This is a genomic window from Rudanella lutea DSM 19387 (genome assembly GCF_000383955.1).
In the GTDB taxonomy this organism is placed as follows: domain Bacteria; phylum Bacteroidota; class Bacteroidia; order Cytophagales; family Spirosomataceae; genus Rudanella; species Rudanella lutea.
This window is the reverse complement of sequence record NZ_KB913013.1, coordinates 43,694-58,265: the sequence shown is the minus strand read 5'-3', so window position 1 is coordinate 58,265 and position 14,572 is coordinate 43,694. Positions and strand designations below refer to the sequence as shown.

The 14,572-nt window shown below is 55.7% G+C and carries 11 protein-coding genes; 5 read left to right on the top strand and 6 right to left on the bottom strand.

Annotated elements, in window-relative coordinates; genetic code table 11:
• Nucleotides 1-29: 29 nt before the first annotated feature.
• Entirely contained in the window at nucleotides 30-860 is an 831-nt protein-coding gene (locus RUDLU_RS0100335) for a 5'-methylthioadenosine/adenosylhomocysteine nucleosidase (RefSeq protein ID WP_019986339.1), read from the top strand.
• Nucleotides 861-884: 24 nt separating this feature from the next.
• On the opposite strand, the gene RUDLU_RS0100330 is transcribed toward RUDLU_RS0100335, so the two are convergent.
• Nucleotides 885-1,208, bottom strand: a complete 324-nt coding sequence (locus RUDLU_RS0100330; RefSeq protein ID WP_019986338.1) for a MerR family transcriptional regulator — start codon at nucleotides 1,206-1,208, stop codon at nucleotides 885-887.
• A 157-nt stretch (nucleotides 1,209-1,365) separates the two neighbouring features.
• On the opposite strand from RUDLU_RS0100330, the gene alaS reads away from it, so the two are divergent.
• On the top strand, nucleotides 1,366-4,038 hold the full coding sequence (gene alaS, locus RUDLU_RS0100325) for an alanine--tRNA ligase (protein ID WP_019986337.1): 2,673 nt from the start codon (nucleotides 1,366-1,368) through the stop codon (nucleotides 4,036-4,038).
• Nucleotides 4,039-4,210: 172 nt separating this feature from the next.
• Here alaS and RUDLU_RS0100320 read toward each other — a convergent pair whose 3' ends face one another.
• The 5 genes from RUDLU_RS0100320 to RUDLU_RS0100300 all read right to left on the bottom strand — a co-directional run bounded on the left by RUDLU_RS0100320 (nucleotide 4,211) and on the right by RUDLU_RS0100300 (nucleotide 9,151).
• Entirely contained in the window at nucleotides 4,211-4,819 is a 609-nt protein-coding gene (locus RUDLU_RS0100320) for a YceI family protein (protein ID WP_019986336.1), read from the bottom strand.
• Between the two features lie 66 nt (nucleotides 4,820-4,885).
• Nucleotides 4,886-5,344 (bottom strand): MarR family winged helix-turn-helix transcriptional regulator, encoded by a 459-nt coding sequence (locus tag RUDLU_RS0100315; RefSeq protein ID WP_019986335.1) that lies wholly within the window; start codon nucleotides 5,342-5,344, stop codon nucleotides 4,886-4,888.
• A 129-nt stretch (nucleotides 5,345-5,473) separates the two neighbouring features.
• Nucleotides 5,474-7,417 (bottom strand): BamA/TamA family outer membrane protein, encoded by a 1,944-nt coding sequence (locus RUDLU_RS0100310; protein WP_044129258.1) that lies wholly within the window; start codon nucleotides 7,415-7,417, stop codon nucleotides 5,474-5,476.
• A gap of 4 nt (nucleotides 7,418-7,421) precedes the next feature.
• Nucleotides 7,422-7,937, bottom strand: a complete 516-nt coding sequence (locus RUDLU_RS0100305) for a GNAT family N-acetyltransferase (protein ID WP_019986333.1) — start codon at nucleotides 7,935-7,937, stop codon at nucleotides 7,422-7,424.
• 29 nt (nucleotides 7,938-7,966) lie between these two features.
• Nucleotides 7,967-9,151, bottom strand: a complete 1,185-nt coding sequence (locus tag RUDLU_RS0100300) for an MFS transporter (protein WP_044129709.1) — start codon at nucleotides 9,149-9,151, stop codon at nucleotides 7,967-7,969.
• Nucleotides 9,152-9,290: 139 nt separating this feature from the next.
• On the opposite strand from RUDLU_RS0100300, the gene RUDLU_RS0100295 reads away from it, so the two are divergent.
• The 3 genes from RUDLU_RS0100295 (at nucleotide 9,291) to RUDLU_RS0100285 (ending at nucleotide 14,452) form a co-directional block, all read left to right on the top strand.
• Complete coding sequence (locus RUDLU_RS0100295) at nucleotides 9,291-9,866, top strand: Maf family protein (protein ID WP_019986331.1); 576 nt, start codon at nucleotides 9,291-9,293, stop codon at nucleotides 9,864-9,866.
• A 105-nt stretch (nucleotides 9,867-9,971) separates the two neighbouring features.
• Nucleotides 9,972-11,456: a circularly permuted type 2 ATP-grasp protein gene (locus tag RUDLU_RS0100290; RefSeq protein WP_019986330.1), complete on the top strand. Its 1,485-nt coding sequence runs from the start codon at nucleotides 9,972-9,974 to the stop codon at nucleotides 11,454-11,456.
• A gap of 125 nt (nucleotides 11,457-11,581) precedes the next feature.
• Complete coding sequence (locus RUDLU_RS0100285) at nucleotides 11,582-14,452, top strand: T9SS C-terminal target domain-containing protein (RefSeq protein ID WP_027302624.1); 2,871 nt, start codon at nucleotides 11,582-11,584, stop codon at nucleotides 14,450-14,452.
• The last annotated feature ends 120 nt before the right edge of the window (nucleotides 14,453-14,572 follow it).

Here is a 14,572-nt window from a genome sequence, read left to right as displayed (position 1 = left end):
TTATACTTTCATACTACTACTTCAAATCAATGCGGCTTTTCAAAACGCTCCTGACTGCTTTGTTTATGCTTACTCAGACTGCTCACGCTCAACCCACTACTGGCCAACCCATTACGGCGCTACTGGGTGCCTTTGGGGCTGAGGTTGCGCTGGTCAAACAAAACCTGAGTAACCCTCAGTCAATGAGTCTCAGCGGCATAGAGTTTACCACGGGTCGTATTGGCAATCAGAACGTCGTGGTGGCCGAAACGGGTATCGGCAAAGTCAACGCGGCCATGACAACCACCCTACTGTTGCATTATTTCAAACCGGCACGCGTCATTTTTACCGGCATTGCCGGGGGAACCAATCCAGACCTCCAACCGGGCGATATCGTGATTGCAGGACAAACCGCTCACCACGATTTTAACTCGCTGAATCAACTGGCTACCCCGACCACACAAACGCTCAACCCGCTCACGAAGGTGCTCAATCCGCGCTACTTCCCGGCTGACTCGGGCTTGATGCAGCGCGCCATTAAGGTGGCCGACAAGGTGAAGTTTGAGGGCATTCCACTCGCCAACGGGCAGGTTTCGACACGGCCGGTACGGGTGCTGGTGGGCACCGTTGTTACGGGCGATCAGTTTGTGTCGTCGGCCGCGAAAGTGAAACAGCTTCGCACCGAGCATAATGCCGATGCTACCGAAATGGAAGGGGCCGCCGTAGCGCAGGTCTGTTACCAACTAAAAACCCCATTGCTGGTCATTCGGAGCCTGAGCGACCGGGCCGATGCGGAAGCGCATCTCGACATTCGGGCGTTTTACCCCACAGCCGCCCGTAATTCAGCCAATCTGGTCCTGGCGCTCGTGAAAGGGTTGTAAATTTCACCAATCGCATCGGGTTTATCAAAGCTCATCCCGCATCTGAATCAGAAACGCCTTTAGATTTTCGAGCTTCTGAATGTGCTGGCGAGTCTCGTCGAGCCGGCTGCTCTTCTGTTTAAGAAACGCCCGGGCAGCGGGTAGCTTAAGCCCTTTACCCTCAACCAATTCGAAGATTTCACCGAGGTGGTCAATATCTTCCTGCGTGTAAACACGGTCGCCCGCGCTGTTCTTTTTGGGTTTTAGGGTCGGAAACTCCTGCTCATAAAAACGCAGTTTCGAGGTTTTTACCCCAAACCGTTCGGCCACTTCTTTAATGGTGTAATAGAGCTTTCCTGGGGTTTGCATGATTTGATGGGAACGCGGATTGAACAGGTTGGACAGATTGAACCCGATTTAGGGAGCTACGGATCACAAAATCCGCTCTAATTTGTCCAATCCGTTCAATCTGTGTTCCCTTCCCCATTTTTCCCGTAAATTTGCCGAATTACAACAACAAGATTGCATGACCTCCCGTGAAATTCGCCAGCAGTTTTTAGACTTCTTTGAAAGCAAACGCCACCTGATTGTTCCCTCGGCCCCACTCGTTGCTAAAAACGACCCGACGCTGATGTTCAACAACTCGGGCATGGCGCAGTTTAAAGATTTTTTCCTCGGCAACGGCACTCCACCGTCCAAGCGCGTAGCCGACACCCAAAAATGCCTCCGCGTTTCGGGGAAACACAATGACCTGGAAGATGTCGGGTTCGACACGTACCACCACACCATGTTCGAGATGCTCGGCAACTGGTCGTTTGGTGATTACTTCAAAAAAGAAGCCTTAGCCTGGTCGTGGGAACTGCTGACGGAGGTGTATAAACTACCCAAAGACCGTATCTACGTGTCGGTGTTTAAGGGGGATGAAAAAGACAATGTACCGTTCGATCAGGAGTCGTGGGACATCTGGAAAGGCATTGTGGGCGATGAAAGCCGTATCATTCTCGGCAACAAAAAAGACAATTTCTGGGAAATGGGCGACACCGGTCCATGCGGTCCCTGCTCCGAAATTCATATCGATCTCCGCTCGGCCGACGAGGTAGCCCAAACCCCCGGTCGTGAGTTGGTCAATGCCGACCACCCGCAGGTAGTCGAAATCTGGAACAACGTATTTATGCAGTTCAACCGGAAGGCCGATGGCTCGCTGGAGGAACTTCCCGCCCGGCACGTCGACACGGGTATGGGCTTTGAGCGCCTGTGTATGGCTATTCAGGGCAAGCAGTCGAACTACGACACCGACGTATTTACGGGTACAATTGCCGTGATTGAGACGCTTTCGGGCCACACGTACACCGGCAAAATGGATAAGTCAGATGTGGCCATGCGCGTTATCGCCGACCACATCCGGGCGGTGTCATTTGCCATTGCCGACGGGCTTGTTCCTAGCAATGCCAAAGCGGGTTACGTAATCCGGCGGATTCTGCGTCGGGCTATCCGCTATGGTTACTCGTATCTGGGCTTTACGGAGCCGTTTATGACCAAGCTGGTACCGGTTCTGGCCGATCAGTTCGACGGTGTTTTCCCCGAACTGAAAGCCCAGCAGGATTTTGTAGCCACAGTAATCCGGGAAGAAGAAATTGCGTTTTTGCGCACTCTCGGCACCGGCCTCACGCGGCTGGATCAGATTATCGGTCAGCTGACAACCGAAGGTAAGTCTGAGATCCCCGGCGAGACGGTCTTTGAACTAAACGACACCTTCGGTTTCCCCGCCGATCTTACAGCGCTGGTAGCCCGCGAAAAAGGCTTGAGCATTGATCAGGCTGGCTTCGAGAAAGCCCTGGCCGAGCAAAAAGCCCGCTCGCGGAAAGATGCCACCACCTCGGCCGGCGACTGGATCGACGTGAACGAAGTTGACAAAATCGAATTTGTGGGGTACGACCAAACCGAAGTACCCGCACAGATTGTGAAGTACCGCAAGGTGCAAAACAAACAAGGTACGCAGTACCAGATCGTGATCGACCCCACACCGTTCTACGCCGAATCGGGTGGTCAGATTGGCGATACAGGCCAATTAACAGTCAGCAACGAACAACGGACAGGTGAACCGGTTACGATTCCGATTCTGGACACGAAGAAGGAAAACGATCTTTCTATTCTGATCACTAATGACAGCCGAATTGAGCAACTAATTGCTGATGGAAGCACTCAAGTCACGGCCAAAGTTGATGCGAGCCGCCGGACACTGACCAGCAGCAACCACTCGGCTACGCACCTGCTGCACGCGGCCCTGCGCGATGTGCTGGGCACGCACGTAGCGCAAAAAGGCTCGTACGTTGGCCCCGACGCCCTCCGCTTCGACTTCAGCCATTTCCAGAAAATGACCGATGCTGAACTGGAGCAGGTAGAGACCATTGTCAACGCGAAAATCCGCGAAAATATCGCCCTCGACGAAAAGCGGAATGTACCTATCGAGCAGGCAAAAGCCTTGGGCGCTATGGCTCTGTTCGGGGAAAAATACGGCGACTTTGTTCGGGTCATTACCTTCGACCCCAACTATTCGGTCGAGCTTTGCGGAGGCACCCACGTACCGGCAACGGGTCAGATCGGTCTCTTTAAACTCACCTCGGAAGGTTCCGTGTCGACGGGGGTTCGACGGATTGAAGCCAAAACGTCTGAAGGTGCCCTGGCCCTGCTGAACGAGCAAGGTGCTGTTCTGGATCAGTTGAAAGAACTACTCAAGGCTCCCAAAGACGTGGTAAAAGCCGTTCAGGCTTTGCAGGAAGAACGGAACGCACTCCTCAAAAAAATCGAGACCCTCGAAAACGAGAAGGTGCAGCAGGTGAAGGAGCAGCTTTTGAATAAAGTGCAAACCACCGAATCAGGCTACAGCACGCTGGTTGAGCAGGTATCCGTTCCGTCGGCCGACGCCCTAAAGCAACTGGCCTACGACCTGAAAGCCAAAGTCGACAATCTGGCATTGGTACTCGGTGCCGACATCAATGGCAAACCTCAGTTGGCCGTGATGCTGCCCGACAGCCTGATTCAGGGCAAAGGGTTACACGCCGGTCAGGTGGTGAAAGACCTCGCCCGCAACATCAAAGGCGGTGGTGGTGGTCAGCCGTTTTTTGCCACAGCGGGGGGCTCCGATGCGAGCGGCCTGCCCGCAGCCCTGGAGCAAGGCCGTCAGGTATTAAATAACTAACGGGTCTGTGGTTTTTGGTTCTTGGTTTTTGGTTTTGGGTAACATCACTCTTAAACTCTTAACTAAAAACCAAGAACCAGAAACCATAATCATAAATACCCACATACAACACGGCCCGGACAATATGCCCGGGCCGTGTTGTATCTCATAGGTAGGTAATCTGGAACTCCAATTATTTCGAAGCGACCATCTTGATTTCAACGGCGAAATCGTCGTAGATAGCCTTGTCGCCAATGTTCTCGAAGAATGACTTCGAACCATACCGGATATCATATTTCGTCCGATCAAGGGTCGCCTTGCCTTCAGCCGAAATGCTGTTACCGTTCATAGTCACCGTAGCGGGGAACGTCACCGGATTGGTGATGTTCTTGATGGTCATATTACCGGTGATGTCGAATTTGTTACCACCTTTAGGGGTTACCTTCGTGATGACAAACTTCGAGGTAGGGAACTTCGCCGTGTTGAAGAAGTCTTCCGACTTCATGTGGCCGATAAACTTGGCGTTGTAGCCAGCGTCGGTCAGGTCGGCGCAGGTGATGCTGTTCATATCGAACTCAAACGTACCGCCCGTCAGTTTGCTGCCGTCTACGATCAGTGATCCACCGTTGAACTTCACGGCACCGTTGTGCTGACCCGTTACTTTTTTGCCTTCCCAGTTCAGAACGCTCTTCTGCGTATCTACTTTGTACGTAGCGGCCTTCTTAACAGGACCAACAAAAGCTGAGGTACCAGCCACTACGGCTACTGCAACCAGACCAGCGAGGAATTGACGTGTTTTCATCTTGTTTACGTTTTATTTGTTTGTAGGTTGGTAATGTTGATTATTTAAAGGGGTGTTGATGCTGTTTTATTCTGAACCGCGCAACCGGTCGAGCAGGCCACTAAGCACGGTAGCTTCCTCAGACGTCAGGCGTTGGTGAATTTCGGCCTCCCACTCACGCTGCCGGGTATCAATCCGCTGTAGCAAGTCGAGGCCCTTCTGCGTGATCACAATATCGACGGCCCGCCGATCGCTTGGGCATTCAGTCCGTACCACCAGTTTTTTCACCACGAGTTTGTCTACCAGCCGCGACGCATTCGACATTTTATCGAGCATGCGCTCGGTAATCTCATTTACTTTCACCGGCTGCGGAGAGCGCCCCCGCAGAATTCGCAATACATTATACTGCTGCTGCGTGATACCAAACGGCTTCAGGATCCGCATTTGCTCATGGTTGATCCAGTTGCCGCTGTACAACACATTGACCACCACCCGGTGATACGGCGAACTAAATGCCGACTGCCTGATGTCTGTTTCTATGGACATGTTCGGGGGTAGGTGGTTTAATTGAGTTGATGGCACAAATATAATGTTATTACATTTAATGTATCAACACTAAACTAAAGATTTTTTGTTCCCACCTGCTCAATTTTAAGCAAAAAGTTGACCAATGACTCAGCGAAACGGCACTATTTCGGGGGCCGCAATGTCGAAATCACGGAAACGGAGGCCTGTAATTCCCTCGAAGTTGTACCGGAACTCATTGCGGTTGTTGGGGATGTTGGGGTAATAGGCCAACCGCAGCTGAAAACTATTGAAGGCCAGGTTTTCGTTTCGGAACCGAAACCCGATTCCATACCCCTGATAGAGAGGGCTCTGCACTAACAGACGTTTGGGGTAGCTAATCAGCCCAAAGTTGGCGAAGGTAACAATGGCTACCCGGAACCCGACTACGTCGAGTTTGGAAAACAAAACGTTCTCGTACCCGATCAATAGCCGTTTAGTACCGCGCAGAGCATCGTTGTTAATGCCGATTCCCTCCCGGCCGCTCAGCATGATAAATTCATTGTTAAATCGTTGGGTTCCGTAGGTAAGCCGGACGTTCAGAAAATGGCGCATATTCCCCCAGGTGGTTTTGTGCAAGGGGCTGAAATAATTGCCAATTACCGAAAACACCCCCTGCTCTACCTTGGCCGACCGATAATACCCACCTACATTCATTAAGCCGTAGAGGTACCCGATGTTGCGTAAATACTGCCCACGAGAAAAATTGAACCCCGTATAGAGCCGCTCACCCAATTCGGCATTGTCGATTCCGCCTATAAACGAAACCAGACTCCCGATCGGCACGTCTTCGGTACGCCCAAAGCCATAAATGAGCACGTCGCGCACGTACCGGCGCTGCGAATACCCCACGCTGAACAGAGCGGTGCGGCTATTCTGATACAACTGGTTGCTATCGGCCGTGACGGGGGGCCGGTCGAGGTATTCGTACCGGGTGACCCGCCCGGCAATCACGAGCCGATTACGGGTAAGTGCATCGGAGCCGCCCCAGTTGACCCGAAAGGCCCGCCCAATCCAGATATCCAGAAAGTTGTAGTTGAGACCCACAAACCGGGCACTGTCGCGCTCGTCGAAATAGCGGCTGTTCAGGCGGGTGTTATTCAGTTCGAGCGAACCCGCGTATTTGGTATCGGGGGTGATAAAGGGCCGGTATAGTTTAAACGACATCTGCTTGATGTCGCGCAGGTAGATGAAGTCAGCCTGTGCCGTCAGAAACGTGCGGACCCCCAGAATATTTACGTACGGAATGGCATACCGACCCTGATACTCTACTTTCTGTCCCGGCCGGGTGGTATTGTAGCTGAATCGGTTATATAGCTGATGGGCCACCCCCCGAAAGTTACGTTGATCGAGTTCCACACTAAAGTTGTTGAGCCCGCCAAATCCCCCACCCGGCAGCAGCGACCAGACGTCCTGCGTGATCACGTACACATCCACAAATTGTCGGCTACCGGGCCGGGGCACCACCAGAATCCGGGCATCGTGGAAAATAGGTGTTGTTCGGAGGAGCCGCTCGTTATCTTTCAATACATCAGGATCGACAAGGTCGCCCTCGCGGATGAGCAGAAACGAACGCCGGATAATGCCCTCGCGGGTGTTGGCGTGTAGGCGGCTCGCCACTCGTTCGACCCAATTGCGCGACTGCCGGAGCGTGTCGTACACACTCTGCCCGAACACATCGAGCCGCCGGATATGAATTGTGCCAATCACCCGCCCTTCAAACTCGGCAAACGGGTTGGCATCAATCGTGCTCACCTCACCAGTACGGCCCCGGCTGTTGTACACATCCCTGAACAAGGCATCGTACAACTGTCGGGTCAACCGTCGTTTGTACATATTCTGCTTGAACCGCGTGTAGAACAAGCTATCATTGCTTTGAAGCATGCTGTCGGCCATCATCCTTGACCGGGCCGTTGCCAGCGAATCGGCCGGGGGCCGACGGCGATCGGTGGAGTCGGGCGTTTGTGCCTGCGCGCCAGTACACAAACAGACAATGACCAACAGAACAAAAGCCCATTGGTTTCTATCAAGTCTGTCTGCGTAATAGCTATTCACGAACTTATAACGGTTTTTGCATCCAAATGTCACGCTGCCGGTCGGGCCCAAATTGGAAATAATGCCACCCAAAAGGTTTAAAACCCAGATGACTGTAAAACTGTTGGGCGCGTTCGTTGCGCTCCCAAACCCCCAGAAACACCGCCTTGTAGCCTTGAGCTCGTGCAAACTGCAGGCAATGTTCCATCAGTTGTCGGCCCCGGCCGCCCCCCGTATGCGCCTGCAGCAGATAAATGCGCTGAATCTCCAGCGCATTCCGCTCGGGCATCCGGCGCGGGGGGCGTTGCTTACGCACTTTGGCAAAGCCTATCAACTCACCTTCAGCCCCTTCGGCCACAAAAAACGTAGACCGAGGGTCGGCAAGCTCTTGTTCCAACTGAGGCACCGTGAGCGATGCTTCAATGTACGCATCTACCCACGCCATCGGATTGAAAGGGGGCCCAAACGCTTCGCGCATAGTTATGGCTGATACACGAGCCAGAGACTCGGCATCGGCAGGAGTAGCCGTTCGAATAGTCATTCGTTTTGGAATGTAAAAGGGAAATATACTTATTTTCTGGCAACTGTCCGCAAGCTCCACACGCCCAGAACCGGGCCGGGCACCAAGAGCCAGAATGACCAGATAGAGCCCCCCGTGCGGTCGAGCAAAACGGCCAGCGCCTGAATGGAAACAATAGTGATCGAGAAGCCGATACAGGTAACGAGCGTGATCAAACTGCCCCGGACTTCGGCGGGTACGTGGATAGAAACGAGCGTACTGAGCTGCGGAGAGTCACCGGCAATAGTGGCACCGTACACGAGCAGGTAGAGGGCAAACACAGCTGGAGGGGTTTGTATCATAAACGGGAGCAGCAGCGTGCACCCGCCCGACACGGCCAACTGCCCCAAGGCTACCCGACCACTACCCAGCCGCCCGGCAGCCATGCCACCCAGCGTACACCCCAGAAACCCAGCTGCAATGCCACCAAATGCCCACACGGATGGGTTAATGGCCGCCGACGGATGCATCCCGGCATACATGGTTAAAGCCGTAGGCAAAAATGCCCATACGGCATACAGCTCCCACATATGCCCGACATACCCCAACACCGACGCCCGCAGGGCTGAGGGTTGCCAGAGCAAGGCAAAAGCCCGCCGGTTGAACCGATGGCGCGCCAGCAGAACGGGCTTTGAGGGGACCACCAGAACCAATGCCACACCGCCCGCAACAGCCAGCCCACTTACCGACAGCAGCACCGCCTGAAACGAAAGAGACTGCCCTAACCCACGAATCAGGTGTGGCAGGGCTGTTCCAAGCACCAGAGCACCGACCAGAAATCCCATAGCCCGACCCAGCACCGGCCGAAACCAGTCGGCCGCGATTTTCATGCCCACGGGGTACACGCCCGCCAGAAAAAAACCAGTACCGAATCGGCTCAGCAAAACTGAAACTGACTGCAACGGGACAAACAACAGCAAGGCGTTACAGAGGGCGGCCAAGACCACCGATACCAGAAACACCCGCACCGTGGGGTAGCGGTCAGGGATAGCCAGCAGGGCGTAGAGCAATGAGCCGACTATAAACCCTAGTTGCACGGCCGATGTGATCCAGCCATTCAACGACGACGAACCGAGCAATGGCTGAATATCGGGCAGGATGGCATTGCCCGCAAACCACAGGGAGGTGCCGGCAAACTGAGCCAGTACAATTACCAGCAGATGGGTATTCGAGAGCGAGTTGGGGGGCGTCGGCACGAGGGTTTGAATTTGGGGGCGTAAAATAGGAACATGAACAACCAGGCAGTACAATTAGGCCCGGTTTTTTTCGGCTGGCTGCGCACAGTACCCGCCCCAATGGGTAATCTGTTTCCGCCATGTCGCTATCTTTGAGACCATGATTTCACTCAAATATCCGCTTGTACTGGCCTCTGGGTCGCCCCGCCGGAAACAACTTATGACCGACGCGGGCTTTGCATTCACAATTGAAACCCGCCCCACCGACGAACATTTCCCGGCCGATATGCCCGTGGATGAAGTGGCCGAATACCTGGCCCGCCAGAAAGCGGAGCGGTTTACGGCCGACCTGGGCAACCGGCTTGTTTTGTGCGCCGATACCGTGGTTATACTCGATAATGAGGTGCTCAATAAGCCGGCCGACGAAGCCGAGGCTTTTCGGATGGTACGGAGTTTGGCCGGGCGGAGTCACCGGGTGCGTACGGGGGTGTGTTTGCTCTCGCCCGAGGGGATGGAATCGTTTACCGACGAAACGACGGTCTTTTTTGCGCCCCTCACCGACGACGAAATCCGGTATTACATCCGCGCGTGTGCGCCATTCGACAAGGCAGGGTCATACGGCGCGCAGGACTTCATCGGTTTGGTGGGCATCGACCGGCTCGAAGGTTCGTTTTACACGGTCATGGGGCTACCTACCCACCGCGTCTATCAGGCCCTGAAGCGATTTGCCCAATAAGCCGACTGGCTTTAACAACAACTGGCTCAATCCCACCACCATAGCCTATAAATTTTGCCAATAGCTCACCATACCGTATATTGTTCGGCAAACAACGATTTATACATGCAGTTTCAATCGCAACAACTTGGCTCAATGACTCAAACCCAGGGGCAGTCCACGACTTTCTCGTTTTCGGACTATGGCCTGGAGAATTTTTACGATGAGATGTTCACCGCCGATGGGCAGGTACGGCCGGGCTACGAAGTGTTTCGGCGTCGGGTGGAGCAAATCAGTCGCGAAGATCTGGTGAGTCGCCAACATGCGGCTGAACGGGCTCTGATGGCCATGGGCATTACCTTCAATGTGTACTCCGAAGGCGAGGGTACAGAACGGATCATGCCCATCGACATTATCCCCCGGATTATCGAAGCGGCTGAGTGGGCCCGGCTCGAACAGGGGCTTATTCAGCGAATCAAGGCCCTTAACCTGTTTATTCACGACGTTTACAACAATCAGCATATTCTGAACGACGGTGTGGTCCCCCGCGACCTCATCGAGTCGAGCAAGTGTTTTCTGCAACCCTGCATCGGCCTGCGCCCACCCAAAGACATCTGGTGCCATATTACCGGCACCGACCTGATTCGGGGCGACGACGGGCAGTACATGGTTTTGGAAGACAACCTCCGGTGCCCATCGGGGGTGTCGTACATGCTCGAAAACCGGGAGCTGAGTAAGCAAACCTTCCCCGAAGTGCTGGCCCGCACGGGCGTACGGCCGGTATCGGACTACCCAACCCGCCTGCTTCAGATGCTTCAGTTCATTGCCGACCGACCCGACCCAACCGTGGTGGTACTGACGCCGGGCATTTACAACTCGGCCTATTTTGAGCATTCGTACCTGGCCCAGCAAATGGGCGTTGAGCTGGTTGATGCCCGCGACCTGGTGGTATCGGGCGGCTACGTGAAAATGCGTACAACCAAAGGATTTCAGATTGTCGACGTGATTTACCGCCGAATCGACGATACGTTCCTCGACCCGCAAACCTTCAACCCGGAGTCGCTGATTGGGGTGCCCGGCCTGTTCGATGTGTACAAAAAAGGTCGGGTAGCCCTTGCCAATGCCCCCGGCACCGGCGTAGCCGACGACAAGGTGATTTATGCCTACGTACCCCGCATTGTAAAGTACTATCTGGGCGAAGACCCGATTATCCCGAACGTGCGGACATACATCTGTGGCGAAACCGAAGACTGTGAATACGTCCTCGACAACATTGCCCAGCTGGTGGTGAAAGAGGCCAACGAAGCGGGTGGCTACGGGATGTTGATTGGACCCAAAGCTACGACTGAGGATCATGACCTCTTCCGCCGGAAAATCCGCGAAAACCCGCGCAACTACATTGCCCAGCCGACCATCTCCCTGTCGCGGGTACCGTGTCTGGTTGGCAACGGAGCCGAAGGGCGTCACGTGGACCTTCGCCCGTATATCCTCTACGGCGAAGACATCAACGTGATTCCCGGCGGTCTCACCCGCGTAGCCCTTCGCAAAGGCTCGCTGGTGGTCAACTCCTCGCAAGGGGGTGGCGGCAAAGACACGTGGGTGTTGTATTAAAGGAGGAAAGGGAGGACGGAGAAGGGAGAACTACCCCCTTCTCCGTCCTCCCTTTCCCTTTTTCCCGCCCCCACATACACTTTTTATTGCCCTGCCGTTAGAAGAATACCAGTCGGTTTTCTTCTATGCTCACACGTTATACATTTTGGATAGGATTCGGGTTACTGCTGTTGCTGGCCCCTACATGGACATACGCCACCCACGTACGGGCGGGCGAAATCACGACCCGTCGAATCCCCGGCAGTTCGCTGCGGTTCCAGATTACTCTCACGGCTTACTTCGATGAACGCAACGGCCGACTGGCAGCCGACGATGCTAACGAGGTTGCCTTTTGTCTCGGCGATGGCACCACCCTCAATGTTCGGCGTGTCTCCCGGCGCAACATCAACCCCAATACGTCGGTCAATATTTACCAGTTTGAGTACACCTACCAGGGACCGGGCGTGTACCAGATTTCGGCGATCATCATCAACCGCAACGACCAGACAATCAACCTGCGACAACCCTCGCAGGATATACCGTTCTGGATTCGGACTACCATTCAGGTCAATGCCGGTCTGGGCCTAAACTCAACGCCCGTTCTGCTCAACCCTCCCCTCGATTCGGCCCGCATCGGACAGCGGTTTTGCCACAACCCAGCCGCCTTCGATAGCGACGGCGACAGCCTGGCTTACCGCATGGCCGTGCCGCAGGAAGCCAATCCAGGTGGTATCTGCCGGGGTTTCAACATAAACGGCTACCGCGACCCTTCAATCGTCGGGCCTAATCCGCGCAACGAAGCCAATACAGGTCCGGCCTCATTATCGATCAATGCCCGCACCGGCGATCTCTGTTGGGACTCCCCGGCTCAGGCAGGTCAGTACAATATTGCGTTCATTGTGGAAGAATGGCGCGACGGGGTGCTCATTGGCGAGATCACCCGCGACATGCAGATTTTCGTGAGTGACTCACGCAATAACCGCCCCCTGCTCGACCCCATTCCCGACCTGTGCCGCGAAGCGGGTAGCCTGATCGAAGTGCCTATCCGGGCCACCGACCCCGACGGCCAACGGCTGGAACTGACCGCTTTTGGCGGTATTTTCAACCGAAACCCAGAGGGTATTCTTTACAACCCAGCTATTCTACCAGCACCTTTTGCCACGCTTATTTCGGTCACTCAACCGCAAACAAGCCCGGCCAATGGACAAATACGTTGGCAAACGGCCTGTGCCCACATCCGGCAGGAAGAATACGATGTACTGGTTCGTGCGGTCGATTTTCCCGGCCGAACCGCCACCCAGCTGGCGGCCTTGCAGAGTTTCCGCATCCGCATTATTGGCCCCCGACCACAGGGCTTGCGCGCTACCCCACAGGCCACCGCTACCGGACGCGCCATCCGACTCAACTGGAACCCATACACCTGCCTTCCACCCACAAGCCCCTCTACCGACAGTACCCGTATGCTGGTGTACCGGCGGGAAGGGTGCGCGCCCTTACAATCAGGCACCTGTACCACCGGCCTGTCGACCAGCACCGGCTACGCCCTCGTCGGCACCGTACCCATCGGCACCAACACCTTCACCGACACCACCGGCCTGCGCCGGGGCGTGCAGTATAGCTACCGAATTGTTGCCCGCTATGCGTTGCCAGCCGGAGGGGAAAGTGTCGTGTCAGATGGCGTGTGTGTGGACCTGCCCCTGCTGGCCCCCCTTATCACCCACGTCACCGTCGACTCTACCGACGCCCAGCGCGGACAGATCACCGTCCGCTGGACCCGGCCCATCGGACTAAACCCCGCCGACGGTGGCGCCCCCTTCCAGTACCGCGTCTTCCGGGCCACCGGACTCACCGGCACCGACTTCACCCAGATCACCGCCATCACCTCCAGCCTCCTGCCCGGCCTGGCCGATACCCTCTTTGTCGACCGGGGCCTCAACACCCAGGCCAACGCCTACCGCTACCGCATCGACTTCTTCCAGACATCCCCCCAGGGTACACTCACCCGCGTCGATGCCACCGAACCGGCCGCCAGCCCACGGCTCTCCCTCAATCCCGCCCTGCGCCAGATTGAGCTCACCTGGGCCACCAACACCCCTTGGTCTAACGACAACCAGACACACGTCGTCTTCCGATCCCGGCGCGGCACGGCCGGACCGCTCGTCGAGGTTGCCCGTGTACCCGTTCAGGGGCAGCCCTACCGCTACACCGACACGGGCAATTCCACCCTGGCCGGCGTGCAGAGCCTGTCGCTCTCGGTCGATTCCAACTACTGCTACCGCGTGCTGACGGTGGGCCGCTACACCTCCACCACCGCTGTGCGGGGGCTGCTGCTCAACTACTCCCAGATCGCCTGCGCCAGCCCCCTCGACACCACCCGGCCCTGCGCACCCCGCCTGAGCCTGGACTCGCTCGCCTGTGACCCCGCCACCCAGCAGGCCCTCTGCAACCAGACCAGCTTCAGCAACAACCTGCGCTGGCAGTACCCCTCTGGCGGGCAGAGCTGCGAGCCAGCCGCCCGCTATAACCTCTACTACAGCCGCTTGAACGGGCCCGCCCAGAGCTTCAGCCTGGTCACCAGTACGCCCACCACCAGCTTCCGCCACGAGAGCCTGACCAGCGTAGCGGGCTGCTACTACGTGACGGCCGTGAGCCGACGCGGCATTGAGGGGCCAGCCTCCAACACGGTTTGTCAGGATGTGTGCCCCCAGTTTGTGCTGCCCAATGTGTTCACCCCCAACAACGATGGGCGTAACGACCTCTGGCAGCCGGGCAGTTGCTCGTTGTTTGTGGTGTCGGTAGAGACGGTGATCTACAACCGCTGGGGGGGTCGGGTGTTCAGTACCACCGACCCGCAGATTCGGTGGGATGGGCGCAACAGCGCGGGTCAGGAGCAGCCCTCGGGGCTGTACTACTACGAGGTGTCGGTGCGGTTTGGGGGTCTGGACCCCTCGGCTCCGCCGGTTATCCTCAAGGGTTGGGTGCAGCTATTCCGAGAGAACGGTCCATCGGGAGGTTAAGTCAGGAAATAGTTCTTATTTATTGGTTTATCGCTTTTAGAGTGTGTGGACAATTAGGATAAACTTACCCAATCCTACGATCTTTGTGGCATGAGACGCTATGAGATCACCGAGCAGGAA

What these genes read in the sequence shown, in the direction of transcription:
- RUDLU_RS0100335 (WP_019986339.1), top strand. Translation starts at nt 30, where the DNA reads ATGCGGCTTTTCAAAACGCTCCTGACTGCTTTGTTTATGCTTACTCAG.
- RUDLU_RS0100330 (WP_019986338.1), bottom strand. Translation starts at nt 1,208, where the DNA reads ATGCAAACCCCAGGAAAGCTCTATTACACCATTAAAGAAGTGGCCGAA.
- alaS (WP_019986337.1), top strand. Translation starts at nt 1,366, where the DNA reads ATGACCTCCCGTGAAATTCGCCAGCAGTTTTTAGACTTCTTTGAAAGC.
- RUDLU_RS0100320 (WP_019986336.1), bottom strand. Translation starts at nt 4,819, where the DNA reads ATGAAAACACGTCAATTCCTCGCTGGTCTGGTTGCAGTAGCCGTAGTG.
- RUDLU_RS0100315 (WP_019986335.1), bottom strand. Translation starts at nt 5,344, where the DNA reads ATGTCCATAGAAACAGACATCAGGCAGTCGGCATTTAGTTCGCCGTAT.
- RUDLU_RS0100305 (WP_019986333.1), bottom strand. Translation starts at nt 7,937, where the DNA reads ATGACTATTCGAACGGCTACTCCTGCCGATGCCGAGTCTCTGGCTCGT.
- RUDLU_RS0100295 (WP_019986331.1), top strand. Translation starts at nt 9,291, where the DNA reads ATGATTTCACTCAAATATCCGCTTGTACTGGCCTCTGGGTCGCCCCGC.
- RUDLU_RS0100290 (WP_019986330.1), top strand. Translation starts at nt 9,972, where the DNA reads ATGCAGTTTCAATCGCAACAACTTGGCTCAATGACTCAAACCCAGGGG.
- RUDLU_RS0100285 (WP_027302624.1), top strand. Translation starts at nt 11,582, where the DNA reads ATGCTCACACGTTATACATTTTGGATAGGATTCGGGTTACTGCTGTTG.